This window comes from Posidoniimonas polymericola, from assembly GCF_007859935.1.
Classification (GTDB): Bacteria; Planctomycetota; Planctomycetia; order Pirellulales; family Lacipirellulaceae; genus Posidoniimonas; species Posidoniimonas polymericola.
In genome coordinates this window covers 347,802-373,536 of sequence record NZ_SJPO01000004.1, presented here as the reverse complement: position 1 = coordinate 373,536, position 25,735 = coordinate 347,802, and the positions used below count along the sequence as shown (strand labels likewise).

The following is a 25,735-nucleotide window of genomic DNA, read 5'->3' as shown; positions in this document are numbered from 1 at the left end:
CCCTGCTACGCAGACCCTCGCGACCCAGAGACCCATGAGCACCAGCATCCGCTACAACCCGGCCGGAACGTTCCTGAAGAGCGGCGGTATCTCGGCCGCCGACCTCGAGGCCCTCGCGCCGAAGCTCCATGACGCCCGCGAGGAAGTGCTGGCCGACGCGCAGCTGTGGGCCGATGGGGTCGACGTGCCCGACGCGAAGCAGCCGCTGGACGCTGGGTTCCACCTGCTGCCGGATCGGCTGCTCCAGGAGCTCAAGGACCGCGGCGCCGACAGCGAGGTCGCGCGGCTCAAGGCGACCGCCGACCGGCTGGCCGGCAGCTGCGCGAGCGTCGTGGTGCTGGGCATCGGCGGCTCGTACATGGGAGCCCGCGCCCTGGCCGAGGCGTGCTGCCACCCGTACTACAACGAGGTGCCGCCGGCGATGCGCGGCGGCCGCCCGAAGATCTTCTACGAGGGCAACAACGTCGACAACGACGCCGCCCAGGGCCTGCTCGACGTGCTCGGCAGCGACACCGGCCAGTGGGGCGTGGTGGTGATCAGCAAGAGCGGCGGCACCCTCGAGACCGCCGCCGCCACGCGGATCATGATCCGCGAGCTCAAGGATTCGCTCAGCGGCGACGAGAAGCTGGCCGACTACTTCGTGCCGGTGACCGGCACGAGCGGCAAGCTCTTCGACCTCTCCAAGGCGCTCGGCTGCCAGGAGATCTACGAGGTCCCCGACGGCGTCGGCGGCCGGTTCTCGGTGCTCTCGGCGGTCGGCCTGCTGCCGGCGGCGGTGATGGGCCTGGACATCGAGAAGCTGCTGCAGGGCGCGGCCGACATGAACGAGCACTTCGCGTCGGCCAAACCGGGCGAGAACGTCGTGCTGGACTACGTCGGCGTGTGCCACCTGCTGGAAGAGAAGCAGGGGTGCGACATCCGCATCCTCAGCACGTGGGGCAAGAAGCTCGAGGCGCTCGGCCTGTGGTACGATCAGCTGCTCGCCGAGAGCCTCGGCAAGCACGAGAAGGGCGCGCTGCCGCTGACTATCGTCAACACCCGCGACCTGCACAGCCGCGGCCAGCAGCACCAGGAAGGCAAACGCGACAAGCTGATCACCAACGTGATCATCGAGTCGGCCGACCGCGACCCGCTGGCGATCGGCGAGAGCGACAACAACCAGGACCAGCTCAACGAGCTGGCCGACAAGACCCTGCCGAACATCCTCTCGGCGGCCATCGCCGGCACCAACCAGGCGTACCTCGACGACAACCGCCCGACCGCCGACCTCGTCTGCCCGCAGCTCGACGAGTACGTCATGGGGCAGCTGTTCCAGATGTTCATGCTGGCGACTGTCGTGGAGGGCCGAATGATCGGGGTGAACCCCTACGGGCAGCCCGGTGTCGAAGCCTACAAACGCAATATGAACGCCATTTTGCGCAGCTAGCGGGGCTGCTGGATTGGGCCTTGCGGGTGTGCTAGGCTGAGGGCTCGGGTAGGTCAACGAAGATCCCCCCAACCCCTGGTCGCCTGGAGGACCGTATTGATGTCGTTGCCGAATAGTAGCCGCCGTGAGTTTCTGGCGGCCGCCGCCGCTGCCGGGATCGCCGCCGCCGCGCCGCGCGTGTCGCGTGCCGCGAGTGACAAGTCCGACATCCGCATGGCGACCATCGGGTTCCGCAGCCGTGGGCAGTCGCACATAGGCGGGTTCCGCAACAACCTGGTCGCGCTCTGCGACGTCGATCAGACGGTGCTGGACCGCGGCGTGGCCGACTTCAAGGAGAAGTACGGCCGCGAACTCGACAAGTACACCGACTACCGCGAGCTGCTCCAGCGTGACGACATCGACGCCGTGTCGATCGCGACGCCCAACCACACGCACAGCCTGATCGCCATCGCCGCGATCCAAGCCGGCAAGGACGTCTACGTCGAGAAGCCGGTTTCCAACAATGTGTGGGAAGGCCGCCAACTGGTGGCCGCCGCCCGCAAGCACGGCCGCATCGTGCAGGCCGGCACGCAGTCGCGGTCCAGCAAGTGCCTGCAGGAGGCGGTCGCGTGGGTCCAGGGCGGCGGGCTCGGCAAGATCCAGTACGCGCTGGGCACCTGCTACAAGCCCCGCCCGCCGATCGGCAAGCTCGACCAGCCGCTCAACATCCCGAGCACCATCGACTACGACCTGTGGTGCGGCCCGGCCGACAAGGTTGACCTCTACCGGCCGAAGCTGCACTACGACTGGCACTGGGACTACAACACCGGCGCCGGCGACATGGGCAACCAGGGCATCCACCAGATGGACATCGCCCGCTGGTTCCTCGGCGAGTCGAGCCTGGCGCCGCGGACGTTCAGCATCGGCGAACGCCTCGGCTACGACGACGCCGGCAACACGGCCAACACCCAGACGGTTGTGCACCAGTACGAGTCGGCGCCGCTGATCTTCGAGACCCGCGGCCTGCCGCGCTCGAAGGAAGGCCAGAATCGCTGGGGCGCGTCGATGGACAGCTTCCGCGGCTCACAGATCGGCGTGCTCGTGCAGTGCGAGGGGGGCCACGTGTACGCGCCGGCCTCTTACCGCGAGGTCATGGCCTACGACCGCAGCGGCAAGCAGGTCAAGCACTTCAAGGGGTCCGGCGACCACTTCGGCAATTTCCTGTCGGCGGTCGCCGCCGGCGACCCGAGCCGGTTGAACGCCGAGATCGCCGAGGGTCACCTCTCCAGCGCGCTGTGCCACGCGGGCAACGTCTCGCACCGCGTCGGCGAGCACGCCTCGGCGGGTGAGATCGCCAGCAGCATCGCCCACGACGAGCTGCTCAGCTACTCGTTCGACCGCATGGCGACCCACCTGCGGGCCAACGACGTCGACATCAACGGCGACGCGCTGGTGCTCGGCAAGTGGCTCGACATCGACCCCGCCAGCGAGACCCTCGCCAACAGCGACAAGGGTCAGCAGATCTGGAAACGCGAAGGCCGCGATGGCTTCAAGATCCCCAACATCGAGGCGGTCTGACTCCGGCTTGTCTGCAAGTTATCGTGCTCTCACCAACGAGGCCTTCGCCCCTAGCGGGCGGGGCCTCGTTGGCATTTGTGGGCGGGTGCGGTATCCTTCGGACCTGTGAGCGTTTGGTCCTCTTCCCCCGGCTTCAACCTGGCGTACTCCTCCCATGAAATGCGGCCCCAAGCAGGTTCAGCTCGTCGCGAGCGGCGACCAACGTCTTTCTGCGAATCAGAAATGCTGGCCCGCCCAGCAGGAGATGGAGGCCGCACTCACCCGCGCCATCGAGGCCGCCGGCTACGAGGTGGTCCGCGCCCACCAGCCGGGCGACGACGGCCACGGGTTCATCGCCAGCCAGAAAGAGGGCATGGCGATCTTCAAGGGCATTGACCCGGACGCGCCGCTCGTCGTCGCCGAGGCTGTTTGGCAGTACAGCCACCACGTGCTGGCCGGTCTGATCAGCCACCGCGGGCCGATCCTGACCGCCGCCAACTGGTCCGGCACCTGGCCCGGCCTGGTCGGCATGCTGAACCTCAACGGCTCGCTCACCAAGGCGGGCGTCGCGTACTCGACGCTGTGGAGCGACGACTTCACCGACGACTATTTCACCAGCCGCCTGAAGCAGTGGCTCGAGACCGGCGCCTGCGGGCACGACACCTCGCACGTCACGCCCGCCGACAGCCTTGACCTCGACGCCGACGCGTGCGGCGTCGGCGCCCAGCTCGCCGAGCAACTCAAGAGCGAGAAGGCGATCATGGGCATTTTCGACGAGGGCTGCATGGGCATGTTCAACGCGATCATCCCCGACCACCTGCTGCACCCGACCGGCGTGTTCAAGGAGCGGCTCAGCCAGTCCGCCCTCTACTACGAGTCGACCCAGGTCACCGACGACGAGGCCCACACGGTCCGCAAGTGGTACGAAGACCGCGGCATGACGTTCCACACCGGCCCCAGCCACGACGACGACCTCACCGACGAGCAGATCCATAAGCAGTGCCAGGTGTACGTCGCCGCGGTGCGGATCGCGGACGACTTCGGCTGCAACCTGATCGGCATCCAGTACCAGCAGGGCCTCAAGGACCTGCTCCCGGCCAGCGACCTGGTCGAGGGGACGCTCAACAACTCCGACCGACCCCCGGTCACCAGCCGCGACGGCTCGCGGGTGCTGTTCGACGGCCAGGCGGTCACGCACTTTAACGAGGTCGACGAGTGCGCCGGCCTCGACGGCCTGCTGACCAACCGCGTGCAGCAGGCGCTCGGCCAGCCGGTCGAGAACACGCTGCACGACGTCCGCTGGGGCGACCGCGACCAGTCCGGCACGACCGACGACTACGTCTGGGTGTTTGAGATCAGCGGCTCGGCGCCCCCCGCGCACTTCATCGACGGCTGGGCCGGCGCCGAGGGCTTCCGCCAGCCCGCCATGTACTTCCCGAACGGCGGCAGCACGCTGCGGGGCATCTCGAAACCGGGCGAGATCGTCTGGTCTAGGATCTACGTTGAGGACGACGCGCTGGCGATGGACATCGGCCGCGGCGGAGTGATCGAACTCCCCCGCGACGAGACCGAGCGCCGCTGGAACTCGACCACGCCGCAGTGGCCCATTATGCACGCGGTGCTGTACGGCGTGTCGCGCGAGGAGCTGATGGCGCAGCACAAGAGCAACCACGTGCAGTGCGTGTACAGCAACTCGGCCACCGATGCCGACCGCACGCTGGCCGCCAAGACCGCCATGGCCCAGGCCCTAGGGATCAAGGTGAACGTCTGCGGAAAGCGGACCCGCGACTCCGATTGGGACCGCAAGTAGGGCGGTCCGAACGGCAAACATTGCGTCCCCAGAGCCAGATGGGTAGGATGCGGCTAGTCGCTTCTCGCGACTCGCGGGCTGCTGATTGGGCTGCCCACGCTGCTCATCGACCGAAACTCGGAAGGCAGGGGGCTCGTATGCTGTCGCCAGGCACGCAGTCGTCAGGACGTTGGTCGTCGAAGTCGTCGTCGCGGATTGCGAGCCGCTCGCTGCGGCTGGAGCACCTGGAGGACCGCTGCCTGCTGGCGAATGACGCCGCGGCGGCGATCAACCAGTTCGGGTTCGACCTGTACGAGCACATGCAGCAAGAGGAGGGCAACCTGTTCTTCTCACCGCTGAGCATCTCGACCGCGCTGGCGATGGCCTACGCCGGCGCCGCGGGCCAGACCGCCGCCGAGATGGAGCAGGTGCTACACTTCGGCGGGGCGGAAGATATCCACGCGTCGTTCAAAGAGCTGCTGGCGTCATTCGCGGAGCGGACGGGCGAGGATCCGCCGCCGGTTCCGGAGTTCTCGGAATACCCGGCTTGGGAATTTGATGGACCAGCGCCCAGTTGGTGGCCGCAGTTTCCGTTAAGGCCTGCGTCGTCGATCGATCCGGACTTGTTCACGTATGGTAGTGCTCCGCGGCCGCAGGTGTGGCCTCAATCCCCGCTGGTTGAAAACCCGTTATGGCCGATCGACGCTTCTCAGCCCTGGTGGTGGCCAGACACAGGGCCGAAGTTCGACTACCAGATCGATATCGCCAACGCCGTGTGGAGTGGGCCGCCGCTGAAAGCGGATTACGAGGCTCTCGTGCAAGGAAGCTACGGCGCGCATGTCGAGCAGATTGATTTCTTCAATTCCTCGGCGGCCGAGGATCGGATCAACGATTGGGTCGCCGACCAAACCCGGGACCGTATTACCGACCTCGTTCGGAATCTGTCCGCAGAAACAACGCACGTGCTTATCAGCGCGGCGTACTTCAACGCGGCGTGGGATCTGCCGTTTGATCCCCAATACACAATGGATCGGGAGTTCACCACCGAGGCGGGCAGCGTCATCGATATCCCTATGATGTTTGGGCACCCGAACTACTACCGCACCTCTATCGAAGGCTTCGACATCATCGACATTCCGATGGGCGGCCAGAATGCGTCGGCCATCTTTGTCAAGCCGATCGATCCACAAACGCCCAACGTCCTCTCATCGCAGTTCTTTGCCTCGCTCGGCGATTGGTTTGAGGAGGAGCGTTCTTCGAGCAACAACAAGGTTGTGCTGCCGCTCGTGGAATTGGAGGTCGAGACCTCGCTCAATACGGTTCTAAAAGGGATGGGCATGCCGACTGCTTTTCGGCTGGGGGCCGCGGATTTCTCCCTTCTCGGACCTCCGGGGATCGGCATCCGCGACGTGTTCCACAAGGCGGAGTTGTCGATCACCGAGCAGGGTACCACCGCGGCCGCGGCTACCAAGGTCGAGTTGGGGATTTGCTTCGCCGCCGGCACCCACGTGCTGACGCCCGACGGCGCCAAGCCGATCGAGCAGGTGCGGGTCGGCGACAAGGTTATGGCCCGCGACGAGTACCTGCTGGAGGGCGATGTCGAGCCGAAGCCGGTCGAGGCCGCCTTGCACGGCGAGGCCGAGATCGTCGAGCTCCACTTGGGGAGCCGGGTGATCCGCACGACCGACCTGCACCCGTTCTTCGTTGAAGGGCAGGGGTGGCTAGCCGCCGCGCAGATCAAGACCGGCGATCGGCTGGCCTGCGACCGCGGCGGCTCGATCGTCGTGTCGCACATCGAGCGTACCGGCAAGACCGAGGCGGTCTACAACCTGCGGGTCGCCGACCACCGCACCTTCTTCATCGGCGACAGCGACTGGGGGTTTGGCGTCTGGGCGCACAACTACTACGAGGCCGGGTACTACGCCAATCGGCAGTTCCACTTCATGATCCGCGACAACGTCACCGACACCATCGCGTTCATGGGACGGATCGACGACCCGACGATGCTGACCAACACAGTGACGCCGGTGGTCATCGACAACCCATCAAGCCGGGGCGACTTCGACGCCGACGGCGACGTCGACCGCGACGACTACCTCGTCTGGCGTTACAGCTACAACGCCGTGGGGCCGGACCTGCCGGCCGACGCGAACGGCGACGGGCGGGTCAACGGCGCCGACTACCTGGTCTGGCGCGACCACCACGACGCCACCCCGCCGCAGCCAACCCCGCGACCGCGGACCGTGGCGCCGTTCCGGCTGTGGACGCCCGAGCCCGTGGCCGCCACGGCGGCGTCGTCGCCCGTGGAGTCACGCGTGGCCGAGCCGGCCGCCGAAGCGGACCTGCTGTTGCTGCTGGCCCGGTCGCGCGGGCGGCCGGTCAGCTCGCCGCTCAGTGCGCTTGCATTGCGGGGCAGCACGGCGGAAGAGTCGCCCAGGTTTGAGGCGTTCGCAACGCTCGGCGAGTCGCTGGACGACTTGGCCCGTGGGCTTGGATGATCATCCTTGCGCGGCGCCAGCCGCCGAACAAAGGGGGGAGTCGCGTGAGCAAAGAGCCGTACGAGGTCGACCCCGACTGGGAGCCACTGCCCGACAGTCGGCCAGAGCCCCTGGTCGCGATCCTGTACGTGCTGCTGTCCGCGGGGGGCGTTATGCTGGGCTGCGGATTGTTGAGCGCGCTGTTTGGGCCGTAGCATTGGCGCCCTAGCTGAGCCGCGTCGGCCTAGCCGATCGACGCCAGCTGTTGGCCGTTCGAGACGTGCTCGCCCTGCGTGATGTTGATCTCGGCGACGACGCCGTCGCACGGCGACGGGACCGGCATTTCCATCTTCATCGCCTCGAGGGTCATCAACGCCTGGCCGTGGGTCACCTTGTCGCCCACGTTGACCAGGGTCTTGAGCACCACGCCGGGCATCTGGGCCTTCACCGGCGTGGCGTTGGCGGCGGGAGCGGCCGCCGGCTGCGGCGTGGGCGCCGCGGGCTTCGGAGCGGGGGCGGGCTCGGACGCGGCGGCCGCTGCAGAGACTTCATTGGCCGAGGCCTCCTCGACCTGGTACGCGCGGCCGTTGACGGTCACCGTGCCGCCGTCGACACGCACCGTGTGGGCCTTCCCATCGACCTTGAGGTGCAGCTCGCTGCTGGCCGGCGCCGACGCGGCGGCGGGCGTTTCGGGTTCGATCTTGCGGATCCCGAGCTGGGCCTTGCCCTGCAGGAACGCCAGGCCTTTGTCCTTGCAAGCCGCGACGATGAAGATGTTCTCGTCGGTGGTCGGCAGGTTGTTGTCCTCGAGGGTCTTCCTGGCCGGCGCGACGCCCTTGGTGGGGTCCTCGTCGTTCATCTCGATCGGCGAGCGGGTGGTCGGCTCGAGCTCCAGCTGCTTGCTGGCGAGCGCGACGATCTCCGGGTCGGGCGGGACCGGCGTCTTGCCGAAGTAGCCGAGCACCATCTTGCCGTACGGTTCGGCGATCTTCTCCCACGGACCGAACATCACGTTGTTGAACGCCTGCTGGAAGTAGAACTGCGAGACCGGCGTCACCGAGGTGCCGTAGCCGCCGCGGCGGACGACGTCGGACATCGCCTTGATCATCTCCGGGTAGCGGTCCATGATGCCGTTGTCGCGGAGCATCTGGGTGTTGGCGGTTAGCGCGCCGCCCGGCATTGGGCTCCACGGGATCAGCGGCTCGACGGCGATCGCCTCGGGCGGCAGGAAGTAGTCCTTCATGCAGTCCTTGAAGACCTCCTCGGCCCCGCGGATCTTCTCGATGTCGACGTCCAGCGTGTAGTCGGTGCCGCGGAGGGCGTGCCACATGACGATGACGTCGGGCTGGCAGGTGCCGCCGGAGCAGGGCGCCAGCGACAGGTCGATCGCGTCGGCCCCGGCGTCGATCGCGGCCTGGTACGCCAGCACGCTGACGCCGGTGGTCTCGTGCGTGTGGAAGTGGATGTAGGCGTCGGACGGCAGCATCTTGCGGGCCTGCTTGATGGTCTCGTAGACCTTCGAGGGGACCGCCGTGCCGGAGGCGTCCTTGAAGCAGACCGCGTCGAACGGGATCTGGGCGTCGAGGATGTCCTGCAGGGTCTTGGCGTAGAAGGCGGCGTCGTGCGCGCCGGTGCAGCCGGGCGGCAGCTCCATCATCGTCACCACCACCTGGTGCTTCAGCCCGGCGTCGACGATGCACTGCCCGCTGTAGATCAGGTTGTTGACGTCGTTCAGGGCGTCGAAGTTGCGGATGGTGGTCATGCCGTGCTTCTTGAACATCTCGGCATGCAGCTTGATGATGTCCGACGACTGCGACTCGAGTCCGACCACGTTGACGCCGCGGGCGAGGGTCTGCAGGTTGGCGTCGGGCCCCGCGGTCTCGCGGAACGCGTCCATCATGTCGAACGCGTCTTCCTGGCAGTAGAAGTAGAGCGACTGGAACCGCGCGCCGCCGCCGGCCTCGAAGTAGCTGATCCCGGCGTCGCGGGCGGCCTCGAGGGCGGGCAGGAAGTCGGGGGTCTGGACCCGCGCGCCGTAGGCCGACTGGAAGCCGTCCCGGAACGCGGTGCACATGAAGTCGATTTTCTTCTTTGCCACGTTGTCTCTTTCGCCGAGGGTCGAGCGGGCGTGCGGGACGCCGGAAGGATTCAGGATAAGCAGCCGCGGGGGGCGGCTCCACGCCCCCAGAATCTACCAGAAATCGGCGCAGGGACCCACGGGGCGTGGGGAGTCTAGGCTGGGCTGCAGGCGGCCGGACGCGGCCGTGCCGCTAGGCGGTCGTGACCGGGGCCGTTCCGACCGCGGCCCCGGTCAGCAGGCCGACCAGCGCGTCGATCTCTTCTCGGGTCCGCTTCTCGGTGACCGCGATCAGCAGGCAGTCGGACAGCTCGGGGTAGAACTGCCCAAGCGGGACGCCGGCCAGCACGCCCTGGTCGAGGGCGGTCTTGATCAGCTCCTCGACCTTGTTTTCGCGATCGCGGACCACGAACTCCTTAAAGGTCGGCTGGTCGAAGGCGGGCTCGAACCGCTCGGTCGCGACGAGCTGGTCGGCCAGGTAGCGGCTCTTCTGCAGGCAGAGGTTGGCGGTCTCCTTCAGGCCCTCGGGCCCGAGCAGCGACAGGTACACCGTGGCGCGGAGGGCGAACAGGCCCTGGTTGCTGCAGACGTTGCTGGTCGCCTTGTCGCGGCGGATGTGCTGCTCGCGGGTCTGCAGCGTAAGGGTGAAGCACCGCTTGCCGCGGCGGTCGGTCGTCTGGCCGACGATGCGGCCCGGCATGCGGCGGACCAGCTTCTCGGTGCAGGCCATGACGCCGAGGTAGGGCCCGCCGTACTGCATCGGCGAGCCGAGCGACTGGCCCTCGGCCACGGCGATGTCGGCGCCCCAACCCCCGCAGTCGTAGTCTCCCGGGCGCTTGAGCAGCCCGAGGCTGATCGGGTCGAACGCGACAATGAACAGCGCGCCGGCCTCGTGGGCGGCGGCGCCGATCGCCTCGGCGTCCTCGATGGCGCCGAAAAAGTTGGGCTGCTGCAGCAGGACCGCGGCGGTCTGGTCGTTGAGCTCGGCCCGCAGCTCGTCGACGTCCACCACGCCGCCGGGGGCGGGCACGGTCACGACTTCGACGCCGAGGCACTCGAGGTAGGTTTCGACCGTGCCGCGGTACTCGGGGTGCACCGAGGCGGGCATCACCACGCGGCCGCTGCGACGCGTGGCGGCGATCGCCATCAGCACCGCCTCGGCGGCGGCGGTGGCGCCGTCGTACAGGCTGCTGTTCGAGATATCCAGGCCGGTCAGCCGCGTGATCAGCGACTGGTACTCGAACATCGCCTGCAGGTTGCCCTGGGCGACCTCCGGCTGGTACGGCGTGTAGCTGGTGTAGAACTCGCTCCGAGACGCCACGACGTCGACCACGGCCGGCACGAAGTGGTCGTACGAGCCGCCCCCCAGGAAACAGACCGAGTTGGCCGTCGACGCGTTCATGCCCGACAGCTTCCGCATGTGCTGGTCGAGTTCCATCTCGCCTAGCGCCGGCGGCAGGTCGAGCGGACGGCCGAGCCGCAGGTCGCTGGGGACCATGTCGTACAGCTCTTCGATCGACTCCGCGCCGATCGCGGCGAGCATCTCGGCAACGTCTTCAGGCGTGTTGTAGGTGTAGGGCATGGATCGAAAGGGGAAAGGCGAAAGCGGAAAGCGGAAAGGGGAGGGGGGGCGAGAGCGGGGCTAGACTTGCCGTGGGTCATCCCCTTTCGGCATTCGCCTTTCCCCTCTTCAGCTAGCCCGCTTCTTCTTCGCACTGTTTCTGGTAGGTGGCGAAGTCCATCAGCTGTTCGGCCTGCGACGGGTCGGACATCTTGATCTTGGCGATCCAGCCCTCGCCGTAAGGGTCGTCGCTGAAACGCTCGAGGGCGTCGGCCAGCGGCTCGTTGACCTCGATCACCTCGCCCGACACGGGGGCGTAGACGTCGCTCACTGCCTTGACCGACTCGATCTCGCAGAACGAATGTTCCTTCTCGACCGTGGCGCCGACCTTGGGGAGCTCGATGAACACGAGGTCGGTCAGCGCCTCGACGGCGAACGCCGAGATGCCCATGGTTGCGACGCCGTCCGTGACGGAGATCCATTCGTGTGTTTTGGCGTAGCGCAGGTCTGCTGGGTTCATGTCGTTAGGGGGTTTAATTGGGACCGAGGAAAGCCGTTGGTTCTGTAGTTGGGGCGCCCGCCGGGGCGTTACTTGCCGCGTTCGTAGAACACCGGCGGCGCGATTGTGGCCGGCAGTTGCGAGCCGCGGAAGTCGACCGCCACCGGCTCGCCCGGCGCCGCGGCGGTTGGTTTGACGTAGGCCATCGCGATCGGCCGGTCGAGCGTGGGCGAGAACGTGCCGCTGGTCACCTCGCCGACGACTTCGTTCTCTTGCAGCACCGGGTAGCCCTCGCGCGGGGCGCGGCGGCCGTCGAGCTGCAGGCCGACGCGCACCCGCTGGCCCTTGTCCTGCGTGGCGGCGACCAACGCGTCGCGGCCGATGAACTGCCGGTCCTTGAGGGTCACGGCAAAGCCGAGCCCGGCCTGGATCGGGTTGATGTCCTCGGACAGCTCGTGCCCGTACAGCGGCATGCCGGCCTCGAGCCGCAGCGTGTTGCGGGCGGCCAGGCCGACCGCCATGCCGTCGGCCTCGGCAGCCTTGGCGTGCAGGCTCTCCCACAGCTGGGCCGCCAGGTCGGCGTGGACGACAATCTCGCAGCCGTCCTCACCGGTGTAGCCGGTGCGGCTGAGGTAGCACCCGCAGCCGTCGACCTTGGTCTCGGCGCCGGTGTAGTAGCGGAGCGAGGTGAGCGGGTGGTGGGTGAGCGGTTCGAGCAGCTCGATCGCCTTGGGGCCCTGCAGGGCGATCATGGCGTACTCGGTCGAGATGTCCTCGACCTGGACGTCCTGCCCGACCAGGTGGCTGTTGATCCAGTCGACAATCTTCAGGCGGTTGCTGGCGTTTACTACCATGCCGAAGCCTGACAGCCGGCCGGACCCCGAGCGGACGCCGTCCTCCAGCTCGATGCGGTAGATCAGCACGTCGTCGAGCACGCCGCCACGCTCGTTGCAGATCAGCGAGTAGCGGATCTGCCCCGGCTTGAGGTCCGTGACCTTGCGGGTCGAGAGCGAGTCGAGGAAGGCCTCGGCGTCGGCGCCCGAGAACAGCAGCCGGCCCATGTGTGAGATGTCGAACAGCCCGACCGCGTTGCGGGTGGCGTGGTGCTCGCCGACAATCGAGCCGTACTGGACAGGCATCGCCCAACCGGCGTAGTCGACCATCCGTCCGCCGTGGGCGGCGTGCCAGTCGTAGAGCGGCGTCTTGGCGAGGTTCTCGGAGGAGCTCATCCGGCGGGCAGATCGGGGGGGCCGAGGTGGGTGGGAGGGCTTTGCCGTATTCTAGAGCTTGTCGAGCAGATAGGTAGGGGCGCGCCGGCGGTCTCGCCAGCTTTGCTGACTGGCGACTAGGGTTTCTTCCGGCGTTGCTTGCCGGTTTTATCTGACTTCCCACGCGGAGGCCGCCCCGATGGGGATCCCTTCCCCTTTTTGGACGGACTCCCCCCCTTGTTCTGCGGACCGCCCCGGCCGCGTTTCTTCGGCTTGTTGGCCTGGGGCCCCTTGCCGAGGATGCGGAAGTCGAGCTCGCGGGCGTCGACATTGACCGCCGCCACGGCGATTTGGACCTCGTCGCCCAGCCGGTAGCTGTTGCCTCCGCGGAAGCCGTTGATCGAGTGGCTGGCCCGGTCGTACTTGTAGTAGTCGTCCGACAACGAGGAGATGTGCACCAGGCCCTCGGCCGGCAGCTCCTTGCCGGCGACAAACAGCCCGAAGCTCTCGACCCCGGTCACGACGCCCCGCATCTCGAGGCCGACCTTGTCCTTCAGGTAGTCGAGCAGCTTGACTTTGTTGAGCTCACGCTCGGCGGCGGTCGCCCGGCCCTCGCGGTCGGAGCAGTGGTCGCCCCACTGGAAGTAGGTCCCGATCTCCTGCTTGGGCTTCTTGCCGGCGTTCAGCTCGTTGATCAGCCGATGGACGGTGAGGTCCGGGTAGCGGCGGATCGGCGACGTGAAGTGGCAGTAGCAGTCGCTCGCCAGGGCGTAGTGCCCCTCGTCCTCCGGGCTGTAGATGGCCCGCTGCATCGAGCGGAGCGTGGCGAAGTTCACGGCGTGCTCGCGGGGGTCCCCCTTGATCGACATCAATAGCTTCTGCAGCTCGAACCGGTCCTGCAGGTTGTCGACAGTGAAGCCGAGGCTGCGGACAAACTCGGTCAGGGCCTTCGACTTGCGGGGGTCGGGCGCGCCGTGCGCCCGCCGCAGGAAGATCAGGCCCGCGTCGGCCAGGTGACGGGCGACCGCCTCGTTGGCGGCCAGCATGAACTCCTCGATGATCTGGTGGCTCTCGGTGCTGACCTCCAGGTGGGCCCCGCTGACGCGGCCCTGCTTGTCGAGGTCGATCTCGAGCTCCGGCATGTTGAGCTCCAGCGCCCCGCGTTCGAACCGCCGCTTGCGGAGGATCATCGCCAGCTCGAACATCTGCGCAACGAGCGTGTCGACCTCGCGCGCCAGCGTCGAGACCACGCCGGTGTTGCTGGGCTTTGCGTCCTGGCGGGGCTCCACCAGCCCCTTCTCAGCCAGGTACTCGTCGACCTCCTCGTAGGTAAAGCGGCGGCGGCTCTTGATGGCGCTCTTGAACACCTCGGCGCCGATCGGCACGCCCTCCTCGGTGAACTCGATGACCGCCGTCATCGCGTACCGCACCTTGTCGGGCTGCAGGCTCGCCAGGTTGTTGCTGATGATCTCCGGCAGCATCGGGATGACCTGGTCCGGCAGGTAGACGCTGGTGGCGCGGTCGTACGCCTCGCGGTCGAGCGGGGTCTTCTCCTGCACGAAGTGCGACACGTCGGCGATGTGCACGCCGAGCTCCCAGTGCCCGTTGGGGGCCTTGCGGAGCGAGATCGCGTCGTCGAAGTCGCGGGCGGTGAGCGGGTCGATCGTGACGATGACCTCGCCGGTCAGGTCGCGGCGGTCGGGGCCGATCGACTCGTCGAACAGCTCGGCCTGGCGGCGGGACTCGGCCTGCACCTCCTCGGAGAAATCGCCCGGCAGCCCGAACTCGTGGATCACGCTCAGCGTGTCGACGCCGGGGGCGCCGCGGGCGCCGAGGACCTGGGTGATGACCCCCTCGCCCTCGCGCAGCTGGGAGGGGAAGCGCACCATCTCTAGCACGACCTTGTCGTCCGGCTGGGCGCCCTTGGCGCCGGGGTCGCCGACGTAGATCGGCGCGGCGAACACCTTGCCGTCGATCTGCACGAGGCCGTTGCCGTCCTGCTCCAGGTAGGTCCCAACGAACTTGTTGGTCACCCGCGACACGACGTCGACCAGCTTGCCCTCGGCCTTGCCGCGGTGTCCGGCCTTGCCGGTCAATTCGATCCGCACGGTGTCGCCGTTGGCGGCGTCGCCGGTGTCGCGTTTGTTGACGTAGATGTCGGCGTCCTTGCCGGCCGAGGCGGGGGTCCCCTCCGGGCGGACGAAGCCGTCGCCCGAGGTGACGCGGCGGAACGTGCCGACCACGTGCTTGGACGACTTGCCCCGCGAGGCCGGCTTGGCCTCCTTGTTGAGCGACCCGTCGCTGAGGGCTGCGCGGGCCGGGTGGTCGGCCTTCGAGGGGAGCACCATGTGCCGCGGCCCGTACTCGAGCTCGCCCTCCTTAACCAGCTTCTTGACGACCTTCTTGACGAGGTCGAGGTCGTCGCCCTCGAGGCCGAGCCGCTCGCCGATGAGCCGGGGCTTCATCGGCTTGTAGGCGGGGCTGCTGGTGTAGGAGAGGATCGCGGCGCGGAGTTCGTCGTGCATAGGGTGTTTCTGGTTGCGGAGGGGACGGCGCCACGCGGCGTCGGTAAACGCTCAGGAAGCGGCGGCGGTGGTCGCCGCACGTCCCGCCGCCCGTCCGGCTACGCGTCACTCTTCCCGCACGCCCTTCCAGAGCTTGCGGTCGAGGTTGGGGTAGTACTGCGTCCAGTTGCTCTCGCTGTTGGGGCAGTCGTTGATCAGTTGGCTGAAGCTGGCCATCTTGGCGTCGAGGTTGTCGAGCAGGTTGAGGGCGACCGCCTCGAGGGTCATCGGCAGCTTGGCGCTGCCATACGCGTACTCGCCGTGGTGGCTGATCACCAGGTGCTTGATCTCCATCACGAGGGCGGCGTCAATCGGGTCGCCGGTCAGCCGCTCGGCCTCTTTGACTTTGTCGTCGATCATCTTCATGGCCATCACCATGTGGCCCAGCATCTGGCCCTCGTCCGTGTACGAGATGTCGCGCTCGTAGGCCAGCTCGTCGACCTTGGCCGAGTCGTGCAGGAACGCGCCGATCAGCAGCTTGTCCTGGTCGAGGTCCTTGTAGCGTGGCGCCACCAGCAGCGCGAGCTCGCACAGGCTCAGCACGTGGTCCAGCAGGCCGCCCTGGTAGGCGTGGTGGTTCTTCATGCCGGCCGGCGCGCGGGTGAACTTGCCCATGAACTCCTCGTCGACGAGGAAGCACTCGGCCAGCGCCGAGAGCGCCGGGTTGGTGATCCCGCGGAGGACCTCGGCCAGCCGCCGGGCCATCTTGTCGATGTCCTCGGTCTGCAGCGTCAGGAAGTCGGCCTCGTCGACCTCGTCGGGCCGGGCCTTGCGGATGCTGTTGGCGATCAGCTGCATGTTGCCCTGGAACAACTGCGTCGCGCCGCCGACTACCACGTAGTCGCCGTTCTCGAAGGCCTTGTAGTCGCTCTCGTTGGCGTTCCACATCCGCGTGGCGATGCTGCCCGAGCGGTCGCTCAGCTCTAGCTGCAGGTACAGGTTCCCGCTGCGGTTGGGCCGCAGCTGCTTGTCGCTGGCGAGAAAAACCTGCTGGACTTGTTCGTTGTGGCCGAGCTGGGAGACGTAACGACGGTTGGACATTGCGGATTGGGGTTTGCGGGATTCGGGTTTGCCAAGGCGCATCGTATCAGATTGGGACCCCATTGCCCGGGGGGGATGCGATTCCGCAGGGGGGCGGAATCTCGTAGAATCACCGCTCGAATACTGCCCCACCCACAATCCGCTACCCCCACACCGCAATGGCCAAGGGCCCGAAAAACGCCATCTCGCCCACCCGCGAGGAAAACTACCCCGAGTGGTATCAGCAGGTCATCACCGCCGCCGACCTGGCCGAGGACTCCGATGTCCGTGGCTGCATGGTGATCAAGCCGTGGGGTTTCGCCATCTGGGAGAACATCCAGCGGCGGCTGGACGCCATGTTCAAGGCGACCGGGCACGAGAACGCGTACTTCCCGCTCTTCATCCCGATGAGCTTCCTCGAGAAGGAGGCTGAGCACGTCGAGGGATTCGCCAAGGAGTGCGCCGTGGTGACCCACCACAAGCTGGTGCCCAACGGCGAGGGCGGGTTGATGCCCGACCCCAAGAGCAAGCTCGAGGAGCCCCTGATCGTCCGCCCGACCAGCGAGACCATCATCGGCGCCACCTTCGCCCGCTGGGTGCAGAGCTACCGCGACCTGCCGATCCTGATCAACCAGTGGGCCAACGTGGTCCGCTGGGAGCTGCGGACCCGCAAGTTCCTCCGCACGACCGAGTTCCTCTGGCAGGAGGGCCACACGGTGCACGCCACCCGTGAGCAGGCCGAGGACGAGACCCGCCTCATGCTGGACGTCTACGCCGCGTTCGCCGAGCAGCATATGGCGATGCCGGTCATTAAGGGCGAGAAGACCGCCGGCGAGCGGTTCCCCGGCGCCGTGGCGACCTACTCCATCGAGGCCATGATGCAGGACCGCAAGGCCCTGCAGGCCGGCACCTCGCACTTCCTCGGGCAGAACTTCGCCAAGGCCCAGGAGATCATGTTCCAGAACGAGGAGGGCGAGCGGCAGCACGCCTGGACCACCAGTTGGGGCGTCAGCACGCGGCTGGTCGGCGGGCTGATCATGACCCACTCCGACGACGACGGGCTGGTGCTGCCGCCCAAACTGGCGCCGGCGCACGTCGTGATCCTGCCGATGTTCCGCAACGACGAGGAGCGGGACATGGTGATGGACTATGTCTCGAACCTGAAGAGCCAGCTCGAGGCCCAGCTGTACGACCGCGAGCCGATCCGCGTGCGGGTCGACAGCCGCGACCTCCGCGGCGGCGAGAAGAAGTGGCAGTGGGTCAAGAAGGGCGTGCCCATCCGGATCGAGGTCGGCCCCCGCGATATCGCCCAGGGCGGCTTCAAGCCGGCCCGCCGTGACCAGTCCGGGCCGCCGCCGAAGGACCCGATTAGCGCCGAGGCGTTTGTCGGCAAGGCGGCCTCGATCCTGGAGGAGATCCAGCAGGGCCTGTTCGACCGCGCCGTTAAGCGGCGTGACGACGCGACGGTCGAGATCTCCGACCTCAAGGAGTTCGAGAAGTTCTTCGCCGAGAAGTCGCCGGCGGGGCTCGCCTACGCCTACTTCACCGACGGCCCCGAGATGGAATCCAGGTGCAAGGCCCTCAAGATCACGCCCCGCTGCGTGCCGCTGGACGACGACGCCGGCCCGGGTAAGTGCCTGTTCTCCGGCGCCGAGACCGACCGCCGGGCCGTGTTCGCACGGTCCTACTAGCCGCGGCTAGGGCGTTGGGCTGCGGCGTGTGTTTGACGCCCCCGGAACCGGGATCCTAGAATTGATTGTATGAAAGCCATCCATGTCGTGATTGTCGGGGGAGTTCTGGGCGCCGCGATCGGCAGCGCGGTGGGGTACGCCAGCGTGCGGCCCCCCGTCGAGGTGAGCCTCGACCCGTCCGGCGCCATCGCCGGGCCGGGCGCCGACACGTCGCTGCCGAGGGCCGTGGTGACTGAACCGAACTACGAGTTCGGCGTCATGCAGCGGGGCGCCAAGCGGCGGCACCAGTTCCGAATCCGCAACGAGGGCACGGCCGCGCTGCGGCTAACCCCTGGCCGCCCGAGCTGCAAGTGCACCGCGTTCGAGGTGAATGTCGACCTGGTGCCGCCCGGCGGCGAGGCCGAGATCGGACTCGAGTGGGTCGCCAAGAGCCTGCCCGGCCCGTTCCGTCAGACCGCGCCGCTGACCACCAACGACCCGCTCCGCCCGTCGATCGAGCTGTCGATCGAGGGGACCGTGATCGAGCCGACCGCCCTCACGCCAACCTCGTTCGTCTTCGGCGAGATCCGCGCCGGCGAGCCGGCTACCTCCTCGGTCATTTACTACACAACCGACAACGAGCCGATCGAGCTGACCGCCGCCGCGCCCGACCGCGACGAGGCCGCGGGCAAGTTCGAGGTGCGGCTCGAGCCGGTCGACAGCTCGGAGCTCGAGGACCCCAACGCCGTGGCCGGGCAACGGATTGTGCTCACCACCAACGGCGAGCTGCCGGTCGGGCAGATCATGGAGTGGGTCAAGATCAAGCCAAACCGCGAGGTCGCCGAAGGGGAGGTCGACGAACTCGAGGTGCCGGTGGTCGGCCGCGTGGTCGGCGACATCACGCTGCACGGCGGCAAGTGGAATGACGACGCCGGCGTCCTGAACCTCGGCATGGTCCCCAGCGACGAGGGCGCCAGCAGCCGGATGCTGTTGTCCGTGAAAGGGGCCCACGCCGCCGACACCCGCTTCGAGGTAATCTCGACCGACCCCAAGGAGCTCGAGGTCGAGATCGGCGAGACCAAACGCCGCCGCGACGACGTCTACCACACGTACCTGACGGTATCGATTCCCAAGGGGACGCGGCCGATGATCCACCTCAACACCCCGCAGGGGGACGACGGCGTGATCCGGCTGAAGACGACCCACCCCAACTCCCCTGAGGTCTTGGTCCGGGTACGGTTCGCCGTGACCAAGTAGCCCCTCGGCAGACCGTAGCGCGTGCCGGCTTGTTGGCTTTGCTTGGTGCGCCAACATCAGCTATCCTCCCGGCAGACGTTCTTGCCTAGTTTCACAAACCGTCACGCGACCACGCGGAGCCGGCGATGCCCGAGATTTGTCGTAGTTATTCGAGTGCCCGCGTACGCGGGCTGATGCTGCTTTCGATGCTGGCGCTGTCGTGCTTCGTGATCGGCGTGTTTGTCGACGCCAGCTCCGGCGATGAAGCAACCGAAGCGGTCTACAGCGAGAAGCCGAGTCTCCCCGACAAGCACGCCAAGGTCGACCCGATCGAGGCCAACGGGCGGATCTTCGCCGACTGGCCGAAGCCCGACGCGACGCTGGTCTTTACCGGCGCGCAGGACGGGTACCTCGAGCCGTGCGGCTGCGCGGGGCTGACCAACCAGAAGGGCGGACTGAAACGCCGCTACACGTTCCTCACCGGGCTCGAGGCCGAGGGCTGGAACCCAATCGCGATGGACACCGGCGGGCAGGTCAAACGGTTCGGGCAGCAGTCGCAGATTAAGCTGCGGCGCGGCCTCGAAGCGCTGGTGGCGATGGACTACCAGGGCGTGGCGTTCGGCGTCAAGGACCTGCAGATGGACCTGTTGGGCGTGCTGATCAACTTCGACTCCGAAAACAACCCTATGACCAGCGCCAATGTCGGCGTGTTCGGCTTCGACGACTCCTTCAGCCAGCGGTACCGCGTGGTCGAAAAAGGGGGCCTGAAGATCGGCTTCACGTCGGTGCTCGGCAAGAAGCAGATCGCCAAGCTCGGTCAGCTGTCGGACATCGACCTGGTCGATCCGGAGGAGGCGCTCCAGGAAGTCGTCCCCAAGCTGCAGGCCGAAGGGTGCGATCAGCTCGTGCTGCTGGTGCACGACTACCCGGCCGAGGCGACCGAGCTCGCCAAGAAGTTCCCGGTCTTCGACTGGGTCGTAGCGGGCCTGGGGTCCGACGTCCCGGCGATCAACGCACGGAAGATCGAGGGGACCAGCGGCCACCTGCTAGAGGTCGGCCACAAGGGGATGTACGCCGTGGCGATCGGTCTGTACTCGGATGGCGCCAAGCCGTTCCGCTACCAGAGCGTGCCGATCGATCACCGCTTCGAGGATGCCCAGGAGATGCAGGACATGCTCGTGGCGTACCAGAACGAGCTGAAGACCATGACCCTCAAGGGCCTTGGCGTGCGGGCGGTGGCCCACCCGACCGGGCACGAGTTTGCCGGCTCGGCCGTTTGTGGCGACTGCCACACCGCCGCGATGGAGGTGTTCGAGAGCACGCCGCATTCGCACGCCACCAAGACGCTGGTCGACCTCGACCCGCCGCGGCATTTCGACCCGGAGTGCCTGAGCTGCCACGTCACGGGCTGGAGCCCGCAGCAGTACGTGCCGTTCAACTCCGGATACGCCAGCCTGCAGACCACGCCGCACCTGACCGACAACGGCTGCGAGAACTGCCACGGCCCGGCCGCCAAGCACGTCGCGGCCGAGAACGGCGACATCGACGCCAACGACGCCGAGATCGAGGCCCTCCGCCAAGAGCTGCACATGGAGCTGGTCGAGAACGAGGGGAACAAGGACGGTCAGAACCTGGGCCCGGTGGTCAACAACTGCCTGCTGTGCCACGACGAGGACAACTCGCCAGAGTTCGACTTCCAACGGTACTGGCCGCACGTCGAGCACCATGGCAAGGACTGACGGCGGCAACGACCTAACGCGGCAATGATTGCCGGCGGGAGTGTTGATGCGGGTTCGGGGAACCACACCCCCTGCCTAGCAGGCAAACCTTCGCTGGCTGTCGAAAGCTCCCGGCCAGGCACAGCCGCTGCGTCAGCTAGGTCCGGCGCGGCAAGCCAAGAATCTCGTGGCGGGCGGGCGGATTGAGTCATCGCCTGGCACCGGCAGCGGGTATGTTTGCACGCCGGACGCCGTGTCGAGCGGGCCCAGGAGGTTTGGGAAGCTTGGCGAGCGCGTGTGGATTGCGTAGGCTAACAACAGCCAGCGTTGCCAATCAACCTGAGGTACGACGACTCCGTGGTAGCTGCTACTCGATTCCTGCGAAAGTTCCGTCCCCACCCGCTGGTCTGGGGAGGTAATGCCCAGACGCTGTTCGGGGCGTTGTTCCCTTGGCAGGCCGGCCCGTACAAGGCGGTAGGCCGGTTGGTCGACCTCGAAGACGGCGACCGCCTGATGGTGCACGACGACTGCCCCCGCGGCTGGACCGACGTGCACCCCTCGGCCCTGCTGGTGCACGGGCTGGGCGGCTCGCACGCCAGCCCGTACGTCGAGCGGGCCGCGGCCAAGCTCAACGCCGAGGGCGTCCGCACGTTCCGGATGGACCTCCGCGGCTGCGGCGCCGGCGAGCCCTACGCCCGCGGCGGCGCCCACTGCGGCAGCTGGGACGACGTCCGCGCCGTGGTGGAGCACATCGGCGAGCTCTGCACGCGTTCGCCGCTGCACCTGATCGGCTACTCGCTGGGCGGATCGCTCGCCCTGAACCTGGCCGGCGACCTCCGCGGCGAGCCGTGCGGCAACCTGATGAGCGTGATGGCGGTCTGCCCGCCGGTCGACCTGCACGCGGTCGACAAGTCGTTCAGCCGCGGCGCCGGCCGCGCGTACTCGCGGCACTTCGCCCGCATGATGTGGAAGCAGATCGAACGCCGCCTGGCGACCATGCCCGACCCGCCGGAGGTCGACACCTCGCGCGTGCCGCGGCACATCCGCCAACTCGACGAGCAGATCACCGCGCCGCTGCACGGCTACGCTAGCGTCGACGCGTACTACAACCACGCCAGCGCCGGGCCGCGGTTGTCGCAGATCCTGCTGCCGACCCAGATTATCGCCGCCGCGGACGACCCGGTCATCCCGGCCGCCGCGATCTCGGAGTTCCAGCTCAGCGACGCCATCGAGGTGGTGGTCACCAAGGGTGGCGGGCACCTCGGCTTCGTCGGCCGCTTCGGCGACGACCCCGACCGCCGCTGGATCGACTGGCGGGTGGTCGAGTGGGTCCGCGCCCAGACGACCGACGCGCACAAGCCGCAGTCGCAGGTGGTCTACGCCTGACCGCCCGCCCTGCACAATCCTGACCACACCAGCAAACTGCCGGCGAAAGCCGGCAGTTTGCTTTTTTGGCCGTGCTCAGGGAGTACAGCCACCGCTTGGGGGCTCACGCTAGTTGACGGCAGGTGCGGGAGTCTTCGCTCGCCACGCGTCGATCGACCGCCGCAGACGCTCGACAACCTCTGGCCGCTCGGCCGCCAGGTCGCGCTGCTCGTGCGGGTCGACCCGCAGGTTGTAGAGCCGGGCCGGCACGGTATCCCAGTCGTGGAGCGCGCGGTACTTGGTCGAATCGACGCCGTGCCGACGGACGATCAACTTCCAGGGGTCGGTGACGCACCACAGGTACTGCAGGGTCGAGTCGGGGTCCTGCAGGTCGATGTTGTGGGTGGCGTGGCACACGCCGAACACGATCTCGCGTTCCCGCACCGCCTGCGCGTCCAGCAGGTTGACGCCCGGCAGGCCGGCCGGCGCGTCGAGGCCGGCCGCGGCGGCGATTGTCGGGAACAGGTCGATCGCGTGGGCGAGTTGGTCCGATTGTCTCGGCGCGGCGTGCCCGGGCCAAGAAACCAGGATCGGCGTGCGGACGCCGTTCTCGTAGGGGGATCCCTTCGAGCGGAGTGCGTACTGCGTCCAGGCCGACTGATTGAGATCGGCGGCGTTGTCGCTAACCGGCGCCCAGCCGTTGTCGCAGAGATAGAGCACCAGCGTGTTGTCGGCTAATTGCTTCCGTTGCAGGTGGTCGAGCAGCTGACCGCAGGTCTCATCGAACCACTCGCACATCGCGTAATACCGCGCTGCGTCTGCTGGTCGGCCCGGCAGTTGGTGCTTCTGCAGCAGCCGCTGCGGCGGCCGGTGGGGCGCGTGGGGCAGGAAGGGGGCGTACCACAGAAAGAACGGCTGCTGGCTCTCGGCGGCGTGGTCGATGAAGTCGGTGACCGGCCGCATCCCCTCCCGCCCGATCACGAGGCCGGCGTCGCCGTGGCGGCCGCCGCGCGACGGGTCCCCGTGGGTCATGCCGGCGGTGAAGCCGCCGTCCTGGTGCGACCCCTCCCACCACTTGCCCGACTGGTGCGTCAGGTAGCCGGCGTCGCTCAGCAGGCGGATGAAACTCGGGTGCTTGTGGAACTCGCCGCGCAGCGGCGCATCGAGCGCAGCGCGGTCGTGATCGCCCTGCACATCGTTGCCCGTGACGCCGTGCCGCGACGGGTAGTGACCCGTCACTATCGACGCCAGCGAGGGCCGGCAGACCGGGGCTGCGACGTAGCCGCGGGGGTACGTGATCCCGCTGGCGGCCAGCCGATCGAGGTTTGGGGTCTGGATAACTTCGTGGCCCATAAAGCCGTAGTCGCCCCACGCCTGGTCGTCGCTGAGGATCAGCACGATGTTCGGCCGCTGGTCTGCCGCGGCCGAGCAGGAAACGAGCAGCAACACCGCTGCGAGGGCGCCAAAGTTGGATCGGTGGGCGGGCATGAAGCTGAGCCTTCCTGAGCCTTCGACGGAGGGGCGGGACTCGCCACTCGAGAATACGAGCGAAATATACGACCGGCGCCCCGCTCACCTAGTGTAACGCGACCCCGCCGCAGCCGCCGCCGGCGTCCCGATAAGCGGGCAGAACTTCTCGTCGGTTGGTTCTGCAAGCAGGGCTGCCGCGGGCGCTCCTGCTGCTGCTCGGGGCGTTTTCTTGGTAGAACTAGGCCATGGAAAACATCCGCAACTTCTGCATCATCGCCCACATCGACCACGGCAAGTCGACGCTGGCCGACCGGCTCATCCAGACCTGCGACGGCGTCACCCAGCGCGAACTCCACGAGCAGATGCTCGACTCGATGGACATCGAACGCGAGCGGGGCATCACGATCAAGAGCAACACGATCACGCTCAACTACCGGGCGGCCGACGGCAAGGACTACCTGCTGAACCTGATCGACACGCCCGGGCACGTCGACTTCTCGCACGAGGTGCGGCGGTCGCTGATGGCGTGCGAGGGGGCGCTGATCATCGTCGACGCGTCGCAGGGCGTGGAGGCCCAAACCGTGGCCAACCTGTATATGGCGCTCGAGCACGACCTCGAGCTGCTGCCGATCATCAACAAGATCGACCTCCCCTCGGCCGACATCGAGCGGGCCCAGGAAGCGATCGACGCCGAGCTAGGCCTCGACCCGTTCGCGGCGATCCCGATCTCGGCCAAGACCGGGCTGAACATCGACCAGGTGCTGGCCGGCATTGTCGAGCACCTGCCGCCCCCCAAGGGCGACCCCAACGCCCCGCTCAAGGCGCTGGTGTTCGACGCCCACTTCGACAAGTTCCGCGGCGTCATCCTGCAGTGCCGCGTGATGGAGGGGACCCTCAAGAGCCGCGACACCATCCACTTCATGCACGCCGACCGCGACTTCAAGGTCGACGAGGTCGGCTACAACCAGTTCCAGCTGGTCCCCCGCAAGCAGCTCAGCGCGGGCGAGGTCGGCTACATCGTGGCCGGCGTGAAGAGCGTGCAGGACATCGAGATCGGCGACACCATCACGCTCAAGGACCGGCCGGCCGACGCGCCGATCCCGGGCTACCAGCCCGCCCGCCAGGTGGTGTTCTCGTCGATCTACCCGATGGACACCGGCGAGTACCAGGAGCTCACCAAGGCGCTCGAGAAGCTCGCCATCAACGACGCCGCGCTGACCTTCGAGAAGGACAGCTCGGCGGCGCTCGGCTTCGGCTTCCGCTGCGGCTTCCTCGGGCTCCTGCACCTGGACGTGATCCAGGAGCGGCTGGAGCGTGAGTTCGACCTCGGGCTGGTGATCTCCGCGCCGTCGGTCAAGTACAAGCTGACGCTCAGGGACGGCTCGGAGCTGGAGGTCGACAACCCGAGCTACTGGCCCGACCCGATGTCGATCGAGTCGGCCAGCGAGCCGTACATCAAGGCCTCGATCATCACGCCCGACACGTACGTCGGCGGGGTGATGGAGCTGTGCCGCGAGCACCGCTCCGACACGCAGACCATGGACTACCTGTCGGCCAACCGGCTGGAGGTGACCAGCGTGATGCCGCTCGGCGAGGTGCTGTTCGACTTCTACGGCAAGCTCAAGATGCTGACCCGCGGCTACGGGTCGTTCGACTACGAGCCGATCGAGTACCGCCAGACAGACATCGTGAAGGTCGACATCCTGGTGAACAAGGAGCCGGTCGACACGCTGTCGTACCTGGTGCACCGCGACAAGGCCCGCAGCCGCGCGCTGCACTACTGCGAGAAGCTGGCCAAGGAGATCCCCCGGCACCAGTTCAAGATCCCGATCCAGGGAGCGATCGGCGGCGAGATCATCGCCCGCACCACCGTGGCCCCGTTCCGCAAGGACGTCACCGAGAAGCTCTACGGGGGCGACGTCACGCGGAAGAAGAAGCTGCTAGAGAAGCAGAAGAAGGGCAAGGCCAAGATGAAGCAGTTCGGCAGCGTGAACATCCCACAGAAGGCGTTCGTCGCGGTGCTGCAGACGGATGATGATTAGCGGGGGCGTCGCGTGGTGGCGGCACGCGGGGGAGGTGGGATCAGTATTGTTGGGGTGCGAGAAGGCGAACCCCGCCC

At 67.2% G+C, this 25,735-nt stretch carries 17 protein-coding genes; 10 read left to right on the top strand and 7 right to left on the bottom strand.

The genetic code is table 11. From position 1 onward, the window contains the following. The first annotated feature begins 34 nt into the window (after positions 1 to 34). The 5 genes from Pla123a_RS10610 to Pla123a_RS24580 all read left to right on the top strand — a co-directional run bounded on the left by Pla123a_RS10610 (position 35) and on the right by Pla123a_RS24580 (position 7,443). Positions 35 to 1,426: a glucose-6-phosphate isomerase gene (locus Pla123a_RS10610; protein WP_146586671.1), complete on the top strand. Its 1,392-nt coding sequence runs from the start codon at positions 35 to 37 to the stop codon at positions 1,424 to 1,426. Between the two features lie 99 nt (positions 1,427 to 1,525). After that, positions 1,526 to 2,983: a Gfo/Idh/MocA family protein gene (locus Pla123a_RS10605; RefSeq protein ID WP_146586669.1), complete on the top strand. Its 1,458-nt coding sequence runs from the start codon at positions 1,526 to 1,528 to the stop codon at positions 2,981 to 2,983. Positions 2,984 to 3,137: 154 nt separating this feature from the next. After that, on the top strand, positions 3,138 to 4,772 hold the full coding sequence (locus Pla123a_RS10600) for an L-fucose/L-arabinose isomerase family protein (protein WP_146586667.1): 1,635 nt from the start codon (positions 3,138 to 3,140) through the stop codon (positions 4,770 to 4,772). A 137-nt stretch (positions 4,773 to 4,909) separates the two neighbouring features. After that, positions 4,910 to 7,249, top strand: a complete 2,340-nt coding sequence (locus tag Pla123a_RS10595) for a serpin family protein (RefSeq protein ID WP_197527857.1) — start codon at positions 4,910 to 4,912, stop codon at positions 7,247 to 7,249. Between the two features lie 44 nt (positions 7,250 to 7,293). Then, positions 7,294 to 7,443 carry a hypothetical protein gene (locus tag Pla123a_RS24580; protein WP_197527856.1) on the top strand — a complete coding sequence of 50 codons (150 nt, stop codon included), beginning with the start codon at positions 7,294 to 7,296 and terminating at the stop codon, positions 7,441 to 7,443. A 29-nt stretch (positions 7,444 to 7,472) separates the two neighbouring features. On the opposite strand, the gene Pla123a_RS10590 is transcribed toward Pla123a_RS24580, so the two are convergent. From Pla123a_RS10590 to Pla123a_RS10565, 6 genes are all read right to left on the bottom strand, one after another. Continuing rightward, positions 7,473 to 9,326, bottom strand: coding sequence for a biotin/lipoyl-containing protein (locus tag Pla123a_RS10590; RefSeq protein ID WP_197527855.1), 1,854 nt, complete (start codon positions 9,324 to 9,326; stop codon positions 7,473 to 7,475). 172 nt (positions 9,327 to 9,498) lie between these two features. Next, entirely contained in the window at positions 9,499 to 10,887 is a 1,389-nt protein-coding gene (gene gcvPA / locus Pla123a_RS10585; protein WP_146586664.1) for an aminomethyl-transferring glycine dehydrogenase subunit GcvPA, read from the bottom strand. Between the two features lie 112 nt (positions 10,888 to 10,999). Then, complete coding sequence (gcvH, locus tag Pla123a_RS10580) at positions 11,000 to 11,386, bottom strand: glycine cleavage system protein GcvH (RefSeq protein WP_146586662.1); 387 nt, start codon at positions 11,384 to 11,386, stop codon at positions 11,000 to 11,002. Between the two features lie 68 nt (positions 11,387 to 11,454). Then, on the bottom strand, positions 11,455 to 12,594 hold the full coding sequence (gcvT, locus tag Pla123a_RS10575) for a glycine cleavage system aminomethyltransferase GcvT (protein WP_146586660.1): 1,140 nt from the start codon (positions 12,592 to 12,594) through the stop codon (positions 11,455 to 11,457). Positions 12,595 to 12,710: 116 nt separating this feature from the next. Further along, on the bottom strand, positions 12,711 to 15,098 hold the full coding sequence (gene rnr / locus Pla123a_RS10570) for a ribonuclease R (RefSeq protein WP_146586657.1): 2,388 nt from the start codon (positions 15,096 to 15,098) through the stop codon (positions 12,711 to 12,713). A 105-nt stretch (positions 15,099 to 15,203) separates the two neighbouring features. Then, the gene (locus tag Pla123a_RS10565) at positions 15,204 to 16,178 is read right to left on the bottom strand and encodes a 3'-5' exoribonuclease YhaM family protein (RefSeq protein ID WP_146586655.1); all 975 of its coding nucleotides are present in this window, start codon (positions 16,176 to 16,178) and stop codon (positions 15,204 to 15,206) included. Between the two features lie 158 nt (positions 16,179 to 16,336). On the opposite strand from Pla123a_RS10565, the gene proS reads away from it, so the two are divergent. The 4 genes from proS to Pla123a_RS10545 all read left to right on the top strand — a co-directional run bounded on the left by proS (position 16,337) and on the right by Pla123a_RS10545 (position 22,167). Beyond that, positions 16,337 to 17,848, top strand: coding sequence for a proline--tRNA ligase (gene proS, locus Pla123a_RS10560; RefSeq protein ID WP_146586653.1), 1,512 nt, complete (start codon positions 16,337 to 16,339; stop codon positions 17,846 to 17,848). Between the two features lie 69 nt (positions 17,849 to 17,917). Further along, complete coding sequence (locus Pla123a_RS10555; protein WP_146586651.1) at positions 17,918 to 19,084, top strand: DUF1573 domain-containing protein; 1,167 nt, start codon at positions 17,918 to 17,920, stop codon at positions 19,082 to 19,084. A 125-nt stretch (positions 19,085 to 19,209) separates the two neighbouring features. Next, positions 19,210 to 20,802, top strand: coding sequence for a multiheme c-type cytochrome (locus Pla123a_RS10550; RefSeq protein WP_146586649.1), 1,593 nt, complete (start codon positions 19,210 to 19,212; stop codon positions 20,800 to 20,802). Positions 20,803 to 21,108: 306 nt separating this feature from the next. After that, positions 21,109 to 22,167, top strand: a complete 1,059-nt coding sequence (locus tag Pla123a_RS10545) for a YheT family hydrolase (RefSeq protein ID WP_231956386.1) — start codon at positions 21,109 to 21,111, stop codon at positions 22,165 to 22,167. Positions 22,168 to 22,275: 108 nt separating this feature from the next. Here Pla123a_RS10545 and Pla123a_RS10540 read toward each other — a convergent pair whose 3' ends face one another. Further along, positions 22,276 to 23,634 (bottom strand): sulfatase family protein, encoded by a 1,359-nt coding sequence (locus Pla123a_RS10540; RefSeq protein ID WP_146586645.1) that lies wholly within the window; start codon positions 23,632 to 23,634, stop codon positions 22,276 to 22,278. 227 nt (positions 23,635 to 23,861) lie between these two features. Here Pla123a_RS10540 and lepA point away from each other — a divergent pair, with 227 nt between their 5' ends. Continuing rightward, entirely contained in the window at positions 23,862 to 25,658 is a 1,797-nt protein-coding gene (gene lepA, locus Pla123a_RS10535; RefSeq protein ID WP_146586643.1) for a translation elongation factor 4, read from the top strand. Positions 25,659 to 25,735 lie beyond the last annotated feature (77 nt).

Coding starts and splice junctions, on each gene's coding strand:
- Pla123a_RS10610 (WP_146586671.1), top strand. CDS start 35: ATGAGCACCAGCATCCGCTACAACCCGGCCGGAACGTTCCTGAAGAGC.
- Pla123a_RS10605 (WP_146586669.1), top strand. CDS start 1,526: ATGTCGTTGCCGAATAGTAGCCGCCGTGAGTTTCTGGCGGCCGCCGCC.
- Pla123a_RS10600 (WP_146586667.1), top strand. CDS start 3,138: ATGAAATGCGGCCCCAAGCAGGTTCAGCTCGTCGCGAGCGGCGACCAA.
- Pla123a_RS10595 (WP_197527857.1), top strand. CDS start 4,910: ATGCTGTCGCCAGGCACGCAGTCGTCAGGACGTTGGTCGTCGAAGTCG.
- gcvPA (WP_146586664.1), bottom strand. CDS start 10,887: ATGCCCTACACCTACAACACGCCTGAAGACGTTGCCGAGATGCTCGCC.
- gcvH (WP_146586662.1), bottom strand. CDS start 11,386: ATGAACCCAGCAGACCTGCGCTACGCCAAAACACACGAATGGATCTCC.
- gcvT (WP_146586660.1), bottom strand. CDS start 12,594: ATGAGCTCCTCCGAGAACCTCGCCAAGACGCCGCTCTACGACTGGCAC.
- rnr (WP_146586657.1), bottom strand. CDS start 15,098: ATGCACGACGAACTCCGCGCCGCGATCCTCTCCTACACCAGCAGCCCC.
- Pla123a_RS10565 (WP_146586655.1), bottom strand. CDS start 16,178: ATGTCCAACCGTCGTTACGTCTCCCAGCTCGGCCACAACGAACAAGTC.
- proS (WP_146586653.1), top strand. CDS start 16,337: ATGGCCAAGGGCCCGAAAAACGCCATCTCGCCCACCCGCGAGGAAAAC.
- Pla123a_RS10555 (WP_146586651.1), top strand. CDS start 17,918: ATGAAAGCCATCCATGTCGTGATTGTCGGGGGAGTTCTGGGCGCCGCG.
- Pla123a_RS10550 (WP_146586649.1), top strand. CDS start 19,210: ATGCCCGAGATTTGTCGTAGTTATTCGAGTGCCCGCGTACGCGGGCTG.
- Pla123a_RS10540 (WP_146586645.1), bottom strand. CDS start 23,634: ATGCCCGCCCACCGATCCAACTTTGGCGCCCTCGCAGCGGTGTTGCTG.
- lepA (WP_146586643.1), top strand. CDS start 23,862: ATGGAAAACATCCGCAACTTCTGCATCATCGCCCACATCGACCACGGC.